Source organism: Methylobacterium sp. AC433 (genome assembly GCF_979253015.1).
Genome location: NZ_CEEDBN010000003.1, coordinates 224,901 through 240,771, shown reverse-complemented (window position 1 = coordinate 240,771; position 15,871 = coordinate 224,901). Strand labels below are relative to the sequence as shown.

The 15,871-nt window shown below is 71.2% G+C and carries 13 protein-coding genes; 10 read left to right on the top strand and 3 right to left on the bottom strand.

Annotation, left to right across the window (positions count from 1 at the left end; translation table 11 throughout):
• Window positions 1–34: 34 nt before the first annotated feature.
• Together AC0IWM_RS07090 and AC0IWM_RS07085 are read left to right on the top strand one after the other, a co-directional pair.
• Window positions 35–424, top strand: a complete 390-nt coding sequence (locus AC0IWM_RS07090; protein ID WP_056474820.1) for a tautomerase family protein — start codon at window positions 35–37, stop codon at window positions 422–424.
• Between the two features lie 203 nt (window positions 425–627).
• On the top strand, window positions 628–1,404 hold the full coding sequence (locus AC0IWM_RS07085; protein ID WP_471754122.1) for a prephenate dehydrogenase/arogenate dehydrogenase family protein: 777 nt from the start codon (window positions 628–630) through the stop codon (window positions 1,402–1,404).
• 16 nt (window positions 1,405–1,420) lie between these two features.
• Here AC0IWM_RS07085 and AC0IWM_RS07080 read toward each other — a convergent pair whose 3' ends face one another.
• Together AC0IWM_RS07080 and AC0IWM_RS07075 are read right to left on the bottom strand one after the other, a co-directional pair.
• Window positions 1,421–2,644: a GNAT family N-acetyltransferase gene (locus AC0IWM_RS07080; protein ID WP_471753778.1), complete on the bottom strand. Its 1,224-nt coding sequence runs from the start codon at window positions 2,642–2,644 to the stop codon at window positions 1,421–1,423.
• Window positions 2,641–4,059: a lipopolysaccharide biosynthesis protein gene (locus tag AC0IWM_RS07075; protein WP_471753776.1), complete on the bottom strand. Its 1,419-nt coding sequence runs from the start codon at window positions 4,057–4,059 to the stop codon at window positions 2,641–2,643. Before AC0IWM_RS07075 ends, AC0IWM_RS07080 begins: the two co-directional genes overlap by 4 nt.
• 400 nt (window positions 4,060–4,459) lie before the next feature.
• Between AC0IWM_RS07075 and AC0IWM_RS07070 the strand changes: the two genes are divergently transcribed.
• From AC0IWM_RS07070 to AC0IWM_RS07050, 5 genes are all read left to right on the top strand, one after another.
• Window positions 4,460–5,950: a DEAD/DEAH box helicase gene (locus AC0IWM_RS07070; protein WP_471753774.1), complete on the top strand. Its 1,491-nt coding sequence runs from the start codon at window positions 4,460–4,462 to the stop codon at window positions 5,948–5,950.
• A 159-nt stretch (window positions 5,951–6,109) separates the two neighbouring features.
• A complete protein-coding gene (locus tag AC0IWM_RS07065) occupies window positions 6,110–6,295 on the top strand; it encodes a YegP family protein (RefSeq protein WP_056474807.1) in 186 nt (61 codons plus the stop codon).
• Window positions 6,296–6,444: 149 nt separating this feature from the next.
• Window positions 6,445–6,738: a hypothetical protein gene (locus AC0IWM_RS07060; RefSeq protein ID WP_471753772.1), complete on the top strand. Its 294-nt coding sequence runs from the start codon at window positions 6,445–6,447 to the stop codon at window positions 6,736–6,738.
• A 188-nt stretch (window positions 6,739–6,926) separates the two neighbouring features.
• Window positions 6,927–7,055, top strand: a complete 129-nt coding sequence (locus AC0IWM_RS07055) for a hypothetical protein (protein ID WP_471753770.1) — start codon at window positions 6,927–6,929, stop codon at window positions 7,053–7,055.
• A 78-nt stretch (window positions 7,056–7,133) separates the two neighbouring features.
• Window positions 7,134–7,529, top strand: coding sequence for an acyl-CoA thioesterase (locus AC0IWM_RS07050; protein ID WP_471753768.1), 396 nt, complete (start codon window positions 7,134–7,136; stop codon window positions 7,527–7,529).
• Between the two features lie 30 nt (window positions 7,530–7,559).
• Here the strand turns inward: AC0IWM_RS07050 and AC0IWM_RS07045 are convergent, their stop codons facing one another.
• The gene (locus AC0IWM_RS07045; RefSeq protein WP_471753766.1) at window positions 7,560–8,708 is read right to left on the bottom strand and encodes a zinc-binding metallopeptidase family protein; all 1,149 of its coding nucleotides are present in this window, start codon (window positions 8,706–8,708) and stop codon (window positions 7,560–7,562) included.
• A gap of 442 nt (window positions 8,709–9,150) precedes the next feature.
• On the opposite strand from AC0IWM_RS07045, the gene AC0IWM_RS07040 reads away from it, so the two are divergent.
• From AC0IWM_RS07040 to AC0IWM_RS07030, 3 genes are read left to right on the top strand one after another with little or no spacing between them, the layout of a single operon-like run.
• On the top strand, window positions 9,151–12,435 hold the full coding sequence (locus AC0IWM_RS07040; protein WP_471753764.1) for a transglutaminase family protein: 3,285 nt from the start codon (window positions 9,151–9,153) through the stop codon (window positions 12,433–12,435).
• On the top strand, window positions 12,432–14,951 hold the full coding sequence (locus AC0IWM_RS07035) for a circularly permuted type 2 ATP-grasp protein (RefSeq protein ID WP_471753762.1): 2,520 nt from the start codon (window positions 12,432–12,434) through the stop codon (window positions 14,949–14,951). Before AC0IWM_RS07040 ends, AC0IWM_RS07035 begins: the two co-directional genes overlap by 4 nt.
• Window positions 14,948–15,865: a transglutaminase family protein gene (locus tag AC0IWM_RS07030; RefSeq protein ID WP_471753760.1), complete on the top strand. Its 918-nt coding sequence runs from the start codon at window positions 14,948–14,950 to the stop codon at window positions 15,863–15,865. The genes AC0IWM_RS07035 and AC0IWM_RS07030 overlap by 4 nt, the downstream gene beginning before the upstream one ends.
• The last annotated feature ends 6 nt before the right edge of the window (window positions 15,866–15,871 follow it).

Sequence of the window (15,871 nt, the reverse complement as noted above, 5' to 3'; positions counted from 1 at the left end):
GGATGGGCCGACGCAAGCCAGCCTGGAGACGGCGATGCCCCTCGTCCGCATAGACCTGAACCGCTCGGCACCGCCGGACCGCGCCCGGATCGTGGGCGACGTCGTGTATGCCGCGATGCGTGCCGTGGCGAACGTCCCCGAGAACGACAAGTTTCAGATCGTCACCCGCCACGAGGCGGGGGAGATCGTCGCGCCGGAGGCGGGCTACCTCGGCGTCACCTACACGGACGACCTCGTGATCATCCAGATCACCTGGAACGCCGGACGCTCGGTCGAGGTCAAGCGCGCCCTCTACCGGCAGATCGCCGACGGCATCGCCGAGAGGGCCGGCATCCGGCGCGAGGACGTCTTCGTCAATCTCGTCGAGGTGGTGAAGGAGAACTGGTCCTTCGGCAACGGCGAGATGCAGTACGCGCCGGCCTGACGGGCAATCCGCATTGACGCCGAGGCCGCTGCGCCCCTAGAGAAGCGCCACCATGACGACCGTACTTCGCCCCACCTCGTATCCGGCGCCGCATCCTTAGCGGCGCGGGGCTCGTCATGTCTCAACCGCTGCGTCGTCGGCGGTTGCTCTCTCTCCAGGACTCGACCGTCGACGGCCCGGCTTCCACCGAGGTCACGTCCGTGCTGTCCCATCCCTGTGTGAAGTCCCGTCCCGGCCTCGGCCTGATCGGCTACGGCGCCTTCGGCCGCCTCGTGGCGCACCATCTCGCGCCGTTCTTCACCGTTCACGCCTACGATCCGGCGATGCCGGCCGAAGCGGAGGCCGGCGTGGTCGCCGGCTCCCTGCGCGCCGCGGCCGGTTGCCCGGTCGTGATCCTGGCGGTGCCCGTCCCGGCGATTCCCGGCATCGTCGCGGAGATCGGCCCGCATCTCCGCCCGGGCGCCCTCGTCCTCGATGTCGGCTCGGTGAAGGCGGTCGCCGCGGCGGCGATGCGCGACGGACTGCCGGAGCACGTCGCCATCGTCGCGACCCACCCGTTGTTCGGGCCGCAGAGCGCCCGCGACGGGATCGGGGGCCTGAAGATCGCGCTCTGCGAGGTCCGCGGCGGCCGGACCCGCGACGTCGCCGCCTTCCTGCGCCGATGCCTCGGCCTCGACGTCATCCTGACGACGCCGGAGGCCCATGACCGGGACGCCGCGGCGGTCCAGGGCCTGACCCACCTCATCGCCAAGGTGATGGTGCGGATGGAGCCGCTCCCGACGCGCATGACCACCCGGAGCTTCGACCTCCTGATGCAGGCGGTGGAGATGGTGCGCCACGACGCGCCTGAGGTCTTCGACGCCATCGAGCGATCCAATCCCTTCGCGGGCTCGGTCCGCCGCCGCTTCGTCACCGAGGCGGCCCGGCTCGCGCAGGACCTGTCGGAGGAGGGGAACGGTTCGGCGGCGCGGGCGGCCTGAGGTGGGTCGGGCGCCGTCAGGCGTCCGGGTCGGGGACCCGCTCGGCGGCCTTGCCCGAGACGCGGGCTCGCAGGCGGTCGCGCCAAGCCTTCAGGCGCAGACCGGCCTCGGCCCGCCAGCCTTCGAGGCGGGCCGCGAGGGGAAACAGGCGGTCGCCCCCCGGCGTCTCCACGAGGATATGGGCGAGGGCCAGGCGCTCCGTCCAGAAGGTCTCGGGCAGGGGATAATGCGGCGGCGCGCAGGAATCCGCGCGGGTCAGGGCCGGGTCGGCGACGACGGCCTGGGTCAGGCGATGAAAGGCGAGGGCGCCGGGCGAGTGCCGGGCGACGGCGGAATCGTAGGAGATCTTCAGGCTCCAGAGCTGCCCGCGCGTGGTGAAGCTGACGACGGCGGCCAGGGTGCGGCCGTCCCGGCGCAGACGGTCGATGCGGACGGCGCCGCGCGCGCCGAAGCGGGCCGTGAAGGCCCGCATCATCCGGGTCTGGATCGCGTCGTCCGCGATGGCGGTGCCGCGCGCGCCCTTCCAGCTGGCGCCTTCCAGGGCGATGTAGTCGTCGATGGCCGCCGGCAGCGCGGCCGGATCGCGGATCGTCTCGAAGGTGACCGGGCCGTCCGCGCTCAGGCGGTCCCAGGCCTGGCGCAGCTTACGCTGCTTGCGGGAGGACAGGTGCCCGAGATAGGTCGCGCGCCCGTCCGCGTCCCGGCCGGTCAGGTCGAGGAAGGCGCGCTCATGCGCCCAGAAGCGGGCATGGCGCAGGGCGTGGCGGTCGAGCCAGTCCGACAGCAGGTCCGCGAAGGGGCCGGCGGTCGGCACATGGGTCAGCATCAGGCGCGGGCCGACGAGGCGGCGCAGGCCGAAGACCAGCGCGTCGAGGGCGCGCGCCGGCTCGGCTCCGTCGAGGAGCGGTGCGCCGAAGATGCCGAAATCGTGCATCCAGCCCATCGCCAGGAGGAGGGGCAGGCCCCAGCGCCAACGCCTGACCTGGACGGGCCAGACGCCGAGCAGGCGCAGGCCCGGCTCCTCCGGGAGCCGGTCGCCGACCAGCGCGACCTGCACGTCCCGGCCGAAGGCGTCGGCGGCCGGCAGGGCGTAGTCGGGATCGTAGAACAGGTTGTCGAGGAGGGGCCGGCGGCCGAGGTCGTGCCAGGCCGCGATCCAGGGCGCATCGGCCTGCAGAGGGCGCAGGGCGACGACGAGGCCGTCGGGCGTCGTGACGCTGCGCGCGGCGGCCCTGGTCACGAGGCGGCTCGCTTGAAGCGGCGGGCCGCGAGGTCGGCGACACCGAGGATGTTGAACGCCCAGGCCGTGCCGGCCGAGACCGCGGCGAGGCAGGCGAGGCGCAGGCCGAGGCTGAGGCCCGGTGCGAGGGGAAGCCGGTCGAGCCCGGCGATCACGGCGGCGCAGGCCAGGGCCAGACCGCAGATCACGGCGAGGTCGCGCAGGGGGAGCGGCATGCGGAAGCGCTCCCGGGAACCGAGGACGAAGACCAGGCAGGCCAGGCCCTGGCCGGTCGCCATGGCGATGGCCGCGCCCTCGACGCCGTAGCGGGGAACGAGCACGGCCGAGAGGCCGCCGATCGCCACGAGGAGCGTCACCGAGGCGACCGCGTCGAGGTGGCTCTTCTGGGTGAAGTAGATGACCTGTCCGAAATAGTACGACCGGAACATCTGCAGGATGCTGGCCGCCACCAGCAGCGGCGCCACCCGCAGGGCGGTCTCGCGGTAATCCGGCCCGAGCAGCAGGGTGACGAGGATGCCGTCGAAGGCCAGGAAGAACACGGCGCCGAAGGCCGCGATCACCGTGAGGAGGCGGATGGCATCCTCCAGCACCGGGCGGGCCGCCGCGATGCCGCCGTCCCGGGCGTCCCGCTTGGCGATGGAGATCAGCGCCAGGGCGACGCTGTCGCCGAAGACGACGAAGCTCTGGCGCAGGAAGTCGGCAAAGGCGCCGTAGGCGCCGAGTTCCGAGACGCCGATGCTGGCGCCGATGACGAGGCGGTCGGCGGTCTGCGCCAGGGCGGCGGCCCCGAAGGACAGCACCAGGGGCCAGCCATAGGCGAGGAGGCCGCGCGCCTCCGCCCAGCTGCCACCGCCCCGCAGCAGGCCGCGGATGACGGAGAGCGTGGGCAGGGCCGCGACGATGTTGGCGCCCGCGGTGGCCAGGAGCAGCGGGATCGCGCCGCCGCCGAGGAGGAGGGCGGTGCTTCCGAGAGCCAGGACCAGGCTGGCACGCAGCACCACCGACAGGGCGACCGCGCCGACCTCGAGCCGCGTCCGCGCGATCTCGGCGGCGCCCTCGAAGGCCATCATGCCGAAGACGGCGATGAAGATGGCGAGCGCCGCGAGCGGATCGAGGAGCCCGAGGCCGGCCGCGCCGGCCGCGATCACCGCCGCCAGCGTCACCATGGCGCCGAGGAGACGCACCACGGTGCCGACCTGCAGGATCGCCCGGTCCTCCGCGTAGAGGGCGAAGAACGAGAATTTCGGCCACTGGCAGGTGGCGCTGTAGAGCACCAGCGCCCAGGACAGGATGAGCAGGTAGAGCCCGAACACGTCCGTGGGCGCGAGCCGGGTGAACACCGCGAGGGCGCCCATGTTCAGGCCGGCGGCGACGCCCCGCGAGCCGACATAGGTGAGGGTGTGGCGCGCGATCATCCGGACCCGTGAAGCGCCGGGCGGCCCGGCTCCCGGCACGACGTAACACGCCAGTGTTGCCGCGGCGTCAATCCATTCGCCGGGTCCGCGCCGTGACCGGACGGCGACGACCCGCGCTCCACGCATGTCCTCGACCGCGGCCATTGACTTCGCAGGCGCGAAAGCTCATATCGCAGGTGCAGCGTCAGCGGCCGTCATGGTTCCGCTTGAGAGGGCTGCGTGACGGATTGCCGGATCGCTTCTGCGGGCCCCGCGCGACCTGAGCCCCTCTCTTCAACGTGCATGCACCCGGACTGCCCCGGCACGCGGGCGGCTCCAGCTCAACGGACCGACCAATTTCTCGACGATTTCCCTCGCCACGAGGGCGTCCGGCGCGGTCCCGCTGCCTGAAAGTTACTCCTTGACCCAATTCACCGATTTCGGCCTCGCCCAGCCCGTGCTGCGCGCCCTGGAAGAGGCCGGCTACAAGAGCCCGACCCCGATCCAGGCCCAGGCCATCGCTCCCGCCATGCAGGGCCGCGACCTCTGCGGCATCGCCCAGACGGGCACCGGCAAGACGGCCGCCTTCGCGCTGCCGATCCTGCACCGCCTCGCCGAGACCCCGCGCCGGCCGATTCGCCGCGGCTGCCGCGTTCTGGTGCTCTCGCCCACCCGCGAGCTCGCCAACCAGATCGCCGAGAACTTCTCGGATTACGGAAAGTACCTCTCCTTCACCAACACGGTGGTGTTCGGCGGCGTCACCATCTCCCGCCAGGAGAAGGCGCTGGCCAACGGCGTCGACATCCTGGTCGCGACCCCCGGCCGCCTGATGGACCTCATCGAGCGCCGCTCGCTGACCCTCGAGGCCGTCGAGATCCTCGTCCTCGACGAGGCCGACCAGATGCTCGACCTCGGCTTCATCCACGCCCTGAAGCGCATCGTGAAGATGCTGCCGAAGGAGCGCCAGAGCCTGTTCTTCTCGGCCACCATGCCGAAGAACATCGCCAGCCTCGCCGACCAGTACCTGCGCGATCCCGTTCAGGTCGCCGTGACCCCCGTGGCCACCACGGCCGAGCGCGTGACCCAGGAGGTCATCTTCGCCCATACCGGCGCGAAGCAGGCCCTCCTGAACCACATCCTGCGCGATCCGGCGATCGAGCGCGTCCTCGTCTTCACCCGGACCAAGCACGGCGCCGACCGCGTCGTCCGCGGCCTGGAGAAGGTCTCGATCAACGCCTCGGCCATCCACGGCAACAAGTCCCAACCGCAGCGCGAGCGGGCGCTGGCCGCCTTCAAGGACGGCTCCTGCCGCGTGCTCGTCGCCACCGACATCGCCGCCCGCGGTATCGACGTCGAGGCGGTGAGCCACGTCATCAACTACGACCTGCCGAACGTGCCGGAGAGCTATGTCCACCGCATCGGCCGCACCGCGCGCGCCGGGGCGAACGGACTCGCGATCTCGTTCTGCAATGACGAGGAGAAGGCCTACCTGCGGGACATCGAGCGCACCACGCGCCAGAAAATCCCCGTGGCGGGCTTCCCCGAGGGCTTCAGCCCGCCGTCGCGCCAGGAGGCGGCGGACAACGCCCAGGCCGAGGAGCGCCGTCCGGCACCGAACGGCCAGCGTCCCGGCCAGCGCCAGGGCCAGCGTCCGAGCAGCCGCCCCGGCGGCCGTCCCGGTCAGGGCCGTGGCTTCGAGGGTCGCGGCGGTGAGAATCGCGGCTCCGGTCGCCCGAGCCGTCCCGACGGTGCCGCCCGTCCCCAGGAGGGTCGCGGAGACCGCCGTCCCGCCGGCGGCCAGGGCGAGAACCGCGCCGAGCCCCGCAGCGAGCAGCGTTCCCGCGGTCCGCGTCCGCAGGGCAGCGGCGAGGGTCGCGCCATCGGCTGGCTCGATCGCGGCCCGCGCTCCTGAACCCATTCGCTTCCGCTGAACGTCGCGCCGTCCCGGATCTCCGGGGCGGCGTTTTCGTATCCGCCTTCCCTCGACGTCGCCGGGCATTGCCAACGCGACGCGCAGGGCCATCTCAAGGCGGCGCGGACGGCTGGTCCGGCAGCTTCGGAGGCGAGGGCGATGCGGTTTGAACTCTTCCGGGATTCCGCCGGCGGCTGGCGGTGGCGCCTCCGGTCCCAGAACGGCAACGTCGTCGCCGATTCCGCCGAGGCCTATGTCCGCCGCGAGGATTGCGAGCACGGCATCAGCCTCGTGAAGGGCAGCGCCACGGCGCCGACCGTCGACATGACCCTGAAGATCGCCTGACAGGGCGGGGCAGGGCTTCGTTGACCATGAGCGGAACCTTGGCCGCGATCGGGGAAACGCTTTCGGCCCTCGTGCGTTTGCTGCATCCGGGCCTCGCGACGAGGGATACCGGTGTGTCGAGACTCGACAGAATTCAGGGAGTTGAGAACGTGCTGAGGAAACTCGTGCTGGCCGCGCTGCTGGCCCTAGGCTTCGCCGCCACCGCGCCACAGGGCGCTTCGGCCGCCCCCATCGGCCCCGCCCTCGCCCTTCAGAGCGAGGCCGCCCCGGCCGCCGTGCAGACGGTCCAGTATTACGGCTACCGCCGCCGCTACTACGGCCCACGTCGTTTCTACGGCCCGCGCCCCTTCTACGGTCGCCGCTACTATGGCCCGCGTCGTTTCTACGGCCCGCGCCCCTTCTACGGCCGCCGCTATTACGGCCCGCGCCGGTTCTTCTACTAAGATCGCGGCAGCGTCCGTCCGCGGACGCGCCCTCGCTCCCGGCCCGGTCCTCGTCGCGACGAGGGCCGGGCCGTTCGCGTTATTGGCACTAAATTTCTGTCCGGTGGCTGGGAAGCTCCGGCGCCATGCGATAAGTTGCAAGGAGCGAGACGGCCGGCGCCAGATCGGTCCGCTCCGGAGGACACGTCATGAAGGCTCTCGCGGCCCGCCACGCGCCATCGCCCGCGCTCTGGGAATCGATTCCCCTCGAAGTCTTCCTCTCCGCCTTCGCGGTGATCCTCGCCGGCGTCCTCAGCTATGTCGGCCTGATGCCCTGACGGCTTGGCGATACCTCGGCAACGCGCCCGATATCGTCCTAGAGTGGAATCGGTGGGGTACGGGACATGAGCGGGATCATGGCGGAGACGGACGAGGCGCGGCGCCCGAGCGGCGAACTGACGGTACGCACCATCGCGATGCCGGCCGACACCAATGCCAACGGCGACATCTTCGGCGGGTGGGTGATGTCGCAGATGGACCAGGCGGGGGGAATCGCGGCGGTCGAACGCTCGCAGGGGCGGGCGGTCACCGTCGCGGTCAATGCGATGACCTTCATCCGGCCGGTGCGCGTCGGCGACGTGCTCTGCGTCTACACCCGGATCGACAGGGTCGGGCGGAGTTCGATGAAGATCGAGGTCGAGGCCTGGGCCCGGCGCTTCCGCACCCAGTTGCGCGAGCAGGTGACCGAGGCGACCTTCACCTTCGTGGCGATCGACGACGAGGGACGACCCCGCGCCATCGCGCCGATCTGAGCGTCCCGTCGCCCTGCAGGGCCGGGAGGTTCAGGCGTTTGGGGCCGCCACCTTCTGGCGCAGGCCGGTGATGACCGCCTTGAGGATGTCGGCATCGGCGTCCGGGCTGGCCATGCAGCGGACGGATTCGATCCGCTCATGCACGAAGGATAGCTTGGCGATGACCGCCGGGGTCAGCTTGAACGGGAACAGGGCCGGCTGACCCATGCTGCGGCTGAGCGAGTTCACCGCGTAGGTGAGCGGCAGCCACGCCTCCACGATCCGGCTGAAATCGGTCATCCGGTAGGGGTCGAAATCGATCACCACGGGCTCCGCCGGGCCGTGGCGCAGGCGTGGGCGGACATGCATCTCGAAGGTGCTGGCGGTCTCCAGCGTGTCGACGATGTGGAGATACTGCGCCCAGGTCTCCGCGAAATCCTCCCAGGGATGGGCGGTGGCGTAGGCGCTTACGAAGCTCTCCTCCCAGTCCGGCGGCGCGCCCTGCGCGTAGTGACGCTGCAGGGCGCCCGAGTAGTTCAGCCGCTCGTCGCCGAACAGGGACCGGAAGGTCCACAGGCTCTGGTCGAAGCGCACCAGAACGTTCCAGAAATAATGCCCGATCTCGTGGCGGAAGTGGCCGAGCAGTGTGCGGTAATATTCGCCGAACAGCATCCGGCGCCGCTCGCGCTCGACGTCGTCCGCCTCGGCGATGTTCAGGGTGATCAGGCCGCTGCGGTGGCCCGTGAGCACGGGCGGGCCGATCTGGTAGCTCTCCGACGGATCGACCAGGAAATCGAAGGCGAGGCCCGTGGCGGGGTTCTCGTCCCGGGTCATCAGCGGCAGGTCGAGGCGCAGCAGCGAGTAGAACAGCCGGTGCTTGGCCGCCTCGATCTGGCGCCAGCGGGTCAGGTTCCAAGCAATCGAAAGGTCGGGCACCACGTGGTTGTGCCGACAGGTGACGCAGTAGCGGTTCGGCGAATCCTCGGGCACCAGCCAGTTGCAGGCGTCGTGGTCGGCATTGGCGCAGAAGCGGTACTTGCGCCCGGGATTGGCATAGGCATGCCAGAGCCCGCCCACCGGCTCGACGGCCGACATCTCGTGAAGGTCGCAGACATAGCCCAGCCGGCGCTCGCAGCTCTCGCAATGGATGCTCTCGAAGCTGATCGGCTGGTCGCAGGCCTGGCACTGGAAGATCTTCATGGAGCCGTCGCGGGACGCCTTTCCTGTCTGTCCGCCGTGCGTCGCATGCCGCCCGTGACGAAACCGTCATAGCCTATCCGCGCGCGATAAGGTGGCAAAGCACGGGACGCCGACGAAGTTCCGGGCGTGGAACCGCCGACGGAGACGGGACGGGTGCCCGCATCGCCCGCATCGGAGGCCCGGCATCCGAACCGGAGCACGAAACTTGCAGGCCCGACCCCGTCGTACACGTCCTGGCTGCCTTCCGGCGCAAGGGCGGGCGACGCCGGGCGGACGGCCTTCCGGGCCGCCGCGCGCAAGGGCATCGCTTGCGGCTCTCCGTTGGCGTATGTCTCTGGTGAAGCTTTCTCCGGGACACCGCAGGGTGGTGCCCCGTCCCTCCGCCGCCGGCGCGTGCCCGACCGCACGCCCGGCGCCCTGTCCAGCTACAGCGGGAGCCCCCGTGTCGATCAAAGCCGCCCTGCACCACGTCACGCACTACACCTACGACCGGCCGATCACGCTCGGTCCGCAGGTGATCCGCCTGCGTCCCGCGCCGCATACGCGCACCGCCGTGCCGGCCTACTCGCTGAAGGTTCTGCCCGAGAACCACTTCATCAACTGGCAACAGGATCCGAACGGCAACTGGCTCGCCCGGCTGGTCTTTCCCGAAAAGACCACCGAGCTGAAGATCGAGGTCGACCTCACCGCCGACATGTCGGTGATCAATCCATTCGATTTCTTCGTCGAGGACTATGCCCAGGCGCGCGGCTTCGCCTACGCGGACGATCTCACCGCCGAGCTGAAGCCCTACCTCGTCCTCGACGACGCCATGGCCCCGGAGGTGGACGCGTTCCTGGAGCGGCTGCCGGCCGAGCAGAACACGGTTCTGTTCCTGGTGGCGCTCAACGCCCAGGTAGCGGCCGAGATCACCTACGGCGTCCGCATGGAACCCGGTGTACAGAGCGCGGCCGAGACCCTGACCCTGAAGAGCGGGTCCTGCCGCGACTCGGCCTGGCTCATGGTGCAGATCCTGCGCCGGCTCGGCATGGCCGCCCGCTTCGTCTCCGGCTACCTGATCCAACTCGTCCCCGACACCACCGCCGTCGACGGACCGGCCGGAACCAGCACCGACTTCACCGACCTGCACGCCTGGGCCGAGGTCTACCTGCCCGGCGCGGGCTGGATCGGCCTCGACGCCACCTCCGGCCTCCTCTGCGGCGAGGGCCACATCCCCCTGGCGGCGACGCCGCACTACGCCTCGGCGGCGCCGATCTCGGGCCTCGCCGAACCGGCCGGCGTCGAGTTCGGCTTCGAGATGACGGTGACCCGCGTGGCGGAGGCGCCCCGCATCACCAAGCCGTTCTCCGAGGAGGTCTGGGCCGAGATGGACGCCCTCGGCGACCGCATCGACGCCGACCTCGCCGAGCAGGACGTCCGCCTGACCATGGGCGGCGAGCCGACCTTCGTCTCCATCGACGACTTCGAATCGCCCGAGTGGAACGCCGCCGCCGTCGGCCCGACCAAGCGCGGACTCGCCGACAAGCTGATCCGGCGCCTGCGGGACCGCTTCGCCCCCGGGGGCATGCTGCATTACGGCCAGGGCAAGTGGTACCCGGGCGAGAGCCTGCCGCGCTGGGCCTTCGCCCTGTACTGGCGCCGGGACGGCGTGCCGGTCTGGAAGGACGCCGACCTGATCGCCGCCGAGGACGGGCCGCGCGACGCGACCATCCAGAAGGCCAAGGACCTGATCGACGCCGTCGCCCAGCGCATCGGCCTCGGGGCCTACGTGTTCCCGGCCTTCGAGGATCCGGTCTACTGGACCGAGAAGCGCGACGAGCTGCCCGTCAACGTCACGACGTCCGAGCCGCGCTACCCCAACCCGGAGGCGAATGCGCGGATGGCGCGGGTGTTCGCCCGCGGCCTCGGGGAAGCTGCGGGCTATGCCCTGCCGCTGGCGAGCCTGCCGGTCGGCAAGGACGGCGATTCCGAGCGGCTCTGGATCTCGGAGCCCTGGGAGTTCCGGCGCGGCCACGCCTTCCTGACGCCGGGGGACTCGCCGGTGGGCTACCGCCTGCCCCTGTCTTCGCTGCCCTTCGTGCCGCCGGAGCACTACCCCTACTACCAGCCGCAGGACACCCTGGAGGAGCGCGGCGCGCTGCCCGAAGGCCATCCCGGCGCCAAGACCGTCAACGGCTCCGGCGTGACCGGCGTCGCCGTGCGCACCGCCTTCGCGGTGGAGCCGCGCGACGGCATCCTGCACGTCTTCATGCCACCGCTGCAGCGGGTGGACGAGTATCTCGAGCTCCTCGGCTACCTCGAGGAAGCGGCCGCCGCGCTGAAGCAGACGCTGCATATCGAGGGCTACGAGCCGCCCTTCGACCCGCGCCTCAACGTCATCAAGGTCACGCCCGATCCCGGCGTGATCGAGGTCAACGTGCATCCCGCCCCGACCTGGCGCGACGCGGTCCGCATCACATCCGACCTCTACGAGGATGCCCGGCAGATCCGCCTCGGCGCGCAGAAGTTCATGACCGACGGCCGCCATACCGGCACCGGCGGCGGCAACCACGTGGTGCTCGGCGGCGCGACCCCGAACGATTCGCCCTTCCTGCGCCGGCCCGACCTCCTGAAGAGCCTGGTGCTGTACTGGCAGCGCCATCCGGCGATGTCCTACCTGTTCTCGGGCCTCTATATCGGCCCGACGAGCCAGGCCCCGCGCATGGACGAGGCGCGCCACGACGGGCTCTACGAGCTCGAGATCGCGATGGCGCAGGTGCCCAAGCCCGACGAGCCGAACATCCCGCGCTGGCTCGTGGACCGCATCTTCCGCAACATCCTCGTGGACGTGACCGGCAACACCCACCGCTCCGAGATCTGCATCGACAAGCTCTATTCGCCGGACGGCCCCACCGGCCGCCTCGGGCTGCTGGAGTTCCGCTCGTTCGAGATGCCGCCGGACCCGCGCATGAGCCTCGCGCAGCAGCTCCTCCTGCGCGCCATCGTCGCCTGGCTCTGGCGCGAGCCGCAGTCGGGCGGCTGTGTCCGCTGGGGCACGGGCCTGCACGATCGGTTCATGCTGCCCCACTTCCTGTGGGCCGACTTCCTGGGCGTGCTGGAAGACCTTCGGGCCGCCGGCTACGACTTCGACCCGGCGGCCTTCGTGGCGCAGCGCGAGTTCCGCTTCCCGGTCTTCGGGACGGTGGAGCAGGGCGGCGTGACGCTGGAGCTCCGCCAGGCCCTCGAACCCTGGCACGTGCTGGGCGAGGAGGGCGCCATCGGGGGAACCGTGCGGTACGTGGACTCGTCGGTCGAGCGGCTGCAGGTGAAGGTCGAGGGCTACGTCCCCGGCCGGCACATCATCGCCTGCAACGGGCGCCGCCTGCCCATGACCGGCACCGGAACCTCCGGCGAGGCGGTGGCGGGCCTGCGCTTCAAGGCGTGGCAGCCCGCCTCCTCGATGCATCCGACGATTCCGGCCCACTCGCCGCTGACCATCGACATCCTGGACGCCTGGAGTGGCCGGTCGCTGGGCGGCTGCCGCTACCATGTCAGCCATCCGGGCGGGCGCAACTACGAGACCTTCCCGGTCAATACCTACGAGGCGGAGGGACGGCGCCTCGCCCGCTTCCAGGCCCACGGCCACACCCCGGGCCGGATCGCGATGCCGCCCGAGGAGACCAACCGCGAGTTCCCGATGACGCTCGACCTGCGCACTCCCGCACCCCCGGGCTCCACGCCCCAATGAGCGAAGCGGCCGCAGCGGACGTTCAGGGACGGGCCGAGCGCCTCGCGCGCTGGACCTCCGCATACCGGCCGCAGCGGGGCGTGCCCGATGAGCTGATGGACGCGGACGGCCGGACCAAGGGCGCCTGGCCCCGCTTCCTCGACCAACTCGGCGGGATGGACGAGGTCGAGATCGGCGCCCGCTTCGTCTCGGCGGTGCGCCGCATCCGCGACACCGGAATCTCCTACCGGATCTACGGCGACAAGCGCGAGCATGCCTGGCCGCTGGGGTCTCTGCCCCTCGTCCTCGAACAGGCCGACTGGGAGACGCTGAGCGCCGGCATCGTCGAGCGCGCCGAATTGATGGAGACGATCCTCGCCGACCTCTACGGCGCGGGCCGCCTCGTGGCCGAGGGCCTGCTGCCGGCCGCCGTCGTGGCGGGCAGCCCGGAATTCATGCGGCCCCTCGTGGGCGTCACGCCGCCCGGCGGCCGCTTCCTCAAGCTCTACGCCGCCGACGTGACCCGCGGTCCCGACGGGCGCTGGCGGGTGCTGGCCGACCGGACGCAGTCGCCCTCGGGTCCGGGCTACGCCCTCGAGAACCGCCTCGTCCTCACCCGCGCCTTTCCGGACCTCCACGCCGACCTTCAGGTCGAGCGCCTGGCCGCCTTCTTCCAGGCCTTTCGGGATGGCCTCGCGGTCGGTGCCCAGCGCAGCGACCCGCGCATCTGCCTGCTGACGTCGGGGGTCTTCAGCTCGACCTATGTCGAGCAGGCCGCGCTCGCCCGCTACCTCGGCCTGCTCCTGGTGGAGGGCGACGATCTCGTGATGCAGGACGGCGCCCTGCACATCCGCACGGTGTCCGGCCTGAAGCGGGCCGACGTGCTCTGGCGCCGTATCGATTCCGACTACATCGACCCCCTCGAACTGAACCCGGCCTCCCGCCTCGGCGTCCCCGGCCTCGTGGAGGCCCTGCGCAACGGCAACCTCGTCGTCGGCAACATGCCGGGCTCGGGAATCCTCGAATCCGGCGCCCTCGCGGCCTACCTGCCCGGGATCGCCCGGCGCTTCCTCGGGCGCGACCTCCGGCTCGCCGGCCCGAAAACCTGGTGGTGCGGCGATCCGGAGGCCCTGGCGGAGATCCGCGACAGCCTCGACGGCCTGAGCCTGCGCCCGGTGGCGACGCCCCCGAAGGGCGCGGTGCGCGACGCCATCCTGGCTCCCCACGCCCTCGATGCCGAGCGCGACCGCCTGCGCGCCGCCCTGCGCGACCGCCCCTTCGACTACGTCGCCCAGGAAGCGATGCCGCTCGCCACCATGCCGGCCTGGGACCGCACCGGCGGCACCCTGCGGCTCGTGCCGCGTCCCTTCGTCCTGCGGGTCTTCGCGGCGGCGACGCCCGACGGCTGGCGGGTGATGCCGGGGGGCTTCTGCCGCATATCGGAGCGGCCCGACGTCGAGCCCCTGGAGATGCGCGCGGGCATCAAGTCGGCCGATGTCTGGATCCTGTCGCGCGATCCCGTCGAGGCGGTCTCGCTGATCCAGACCGGGCCGGCGCGGGTGCGCCGCATCGCCGGGCATCTGCCCTCGCGGGCGGCCGACAACCTGTTCTGGTTCGGGCGATACGTGGAGCGGGCCGAGGCGGTGATCCGCCTCGTGGTCGCGCATCTCGGCAGCGTCGGCTCCGCTGTGATGGCCGACATGGCCGGCGACGCCAAGGCCCCCACGGCCCTGCGCATCCGCGCGCTCCTCGACGAGTGGGGTGCCATCGAGGCCCCCGACCTGCCCACCGCCGCCCTGGCCCAGCAGGCCCTCGGCGGGCCCGACGCCTACGGCTCGGCCCTGCGCCACAGCCTGTCGGCGCGGATCAATGCCGCGACCCTGCGCGAACGCCTCTCGGGCGAGGCCTGGCGGGCGCTCGCCGACCTCAAGGAGGTCCTGGAGATCGATCCCGGACAGGCATTGCCGGAAGCGCAGCTCCTGAGCCTCGCGGAGCGCGCCCTCAGCCACATCGCGGCCCTGTCGGGCCTTGCCCAGGAGAACATGAACCGCACGGCCGGCTGGCACTTCGTCGATCTCGGCCGGCGGATCGAGCGCGCGATCAACACCCTGACCTTCGCGACCCGCTTCGCCGGCGACGGCGCCAGCGCCGCGGACCTCGGGGTGATGCTGTCCCTGTGCGATTCGCACGTTTCGTTCGGGGCGCGCTATCTTCAGGGCGTGGCCCTCGACCCCGTGCGCGACATGGTGCTCCTCGATCCGTTCAATCCGCGCTCGGTGGCCTTCCAGCTGGAGGCGGTCACCCGGCATCTCGGCCAGCTCCCGGTGCTGCGCGCCGACGGACTGCCCGAGCCGCACCAGCGCGTCGCCGCCAAGCTTTCGGCCGAATTCGCCATCGGCGAGGCGGCGGAGTTCGACGGGGCCGCCCTGACGCGCCTGGAAAACGAGGTCGAGGGCCTCGCCGACGCCATCGCCACCCGCTACTTCCCCAACGGGCCGCACGCCCTGCGCCCGGAAAAGCTCGTGGGGCTCGCGTGATCTATACGCTGCGCCACCTCACCACCTACCGCTACGCCCGCCCCGTGCGCTTCGCCCGCTGCGCCCTGCGCCTGCATCCGCGCGACGGCGAGGGCCAGACGGTGCTGGAGAGTGGCCTCACGATCTCGCCCGATCCGCGCACCCGCATCGTCCGACGCGACTATTTCGGCCTCGACGCCACCGTGGTGACGATCGACACGCCTCATACCGAATTGCGGGTGGAAGCCCTGTCGCGCGTGCGCGTCGAGCGCGATCCGCCGCCGGCACCGGAATCCGGCCGCCCCTGGGAGCAGGTGCGCGACGAGGCCGTGAACGGACGCGGTCTCGGACCGGACCGGCCGGTGCATTTCCAGTTTCCGAGCCTGCGCGTGCCCCTGGCGCCGGAGGTGACGGACTATGCCCGGGCGAGCTTTCCGCCGGGGCGCAGCGCCTATGGCGGCGCCGTCGACCTGATGCAGCGCATCCGCTCGGACTTCAGATTCGATTCGAAGGCGACCACGGTGCACACGCCGCTCGCCGAGGCCTTCGCCCTCCGGGCCGGGGTGTGCCAGGACTTCACCCACATCATGATCGCGGCCCTGCGGGGGCTGGGGGTGCCGGCCGCCTATGTCAGCGGCTACCTGCGGACGATCCCGCCCGCCGGGCGCCCGCGCCTGCGCGGCGCGGATGCGAGCCATGCCTGGGTCTCGGTCTGGTGCGGCGAGAGCTGGATCGGCCTCGACCCGACCAACGGGATCGGCATGTGCGACGACCATATCGTGGTGGCGCGCGGGCGCGACTACACAGACGTCTCGCCCATCGACGGCATGGTCTCGGCCTCCGGCCCGCAGAAGCTCAAGGTCGAGGTCGACGTGGTGCCGGACGGCGAGCCGATGCCGGAACACGCCGCGGCACCCCAGACGGCCTCCGCCTGACCGGAG

Excerpts from the sequence above, each read along its gene's own strand:
- AC0IWM_RS07090 (WP_056474820.1), top strand. The coding sequence starts at position 35 with ATGCCCCTCGTCCGCATAGACCTGAACCGCTCGGCACCGCCGGACCGC.
- AC0IWM_RS07075 (WP_471753776.1), bottom strand. The coding sequence starts at position 4,059 with ATGATCGCGCGCCACACCCTCACCTATGTCGGCTCGCGGGGCGTCGCC.
- AC0IWM_RS07065 (WP_056474807.1), top strand. The coding sequence starts at position 6,110 with ATGCGGTTTGAACTCTTCCGGGATTCCGCCGGCGGCTGGCGGTGGCGC.
- AC0IWM_RS07055 (WP_471753770.1), top strand. The coding sequence starts at position 6,927 with ATGAAGGCTCTCGCGGCCCGCCACGCGCCATCGCCCGCGCTCTGGGAA.
- AC0IWM_RS07050 (WP_471753768.1), top strand. The coding sequence starts at position 7,134 with ATGGCGGAGACGGACGAGGCGCGGCGCCCGAGCGGCGAACTGACGGTA.
- AC0IWM_RS07045 (WP_471753766.1), bottom strand. The coding sequence starts at position 8,708 with ATGAAGATCTTCCAGTGCCAGGCCTGCGACCAGCCGATCAGCTTCGAG.
- AC0IWM_RS07035 (WP_471753762.1), top strand. The coding sequence starts at position 12,432 with ATGAGCGAAGCGGCCGCAGCGGACGTTCAGGGACGGGCCGAGCGCCTC.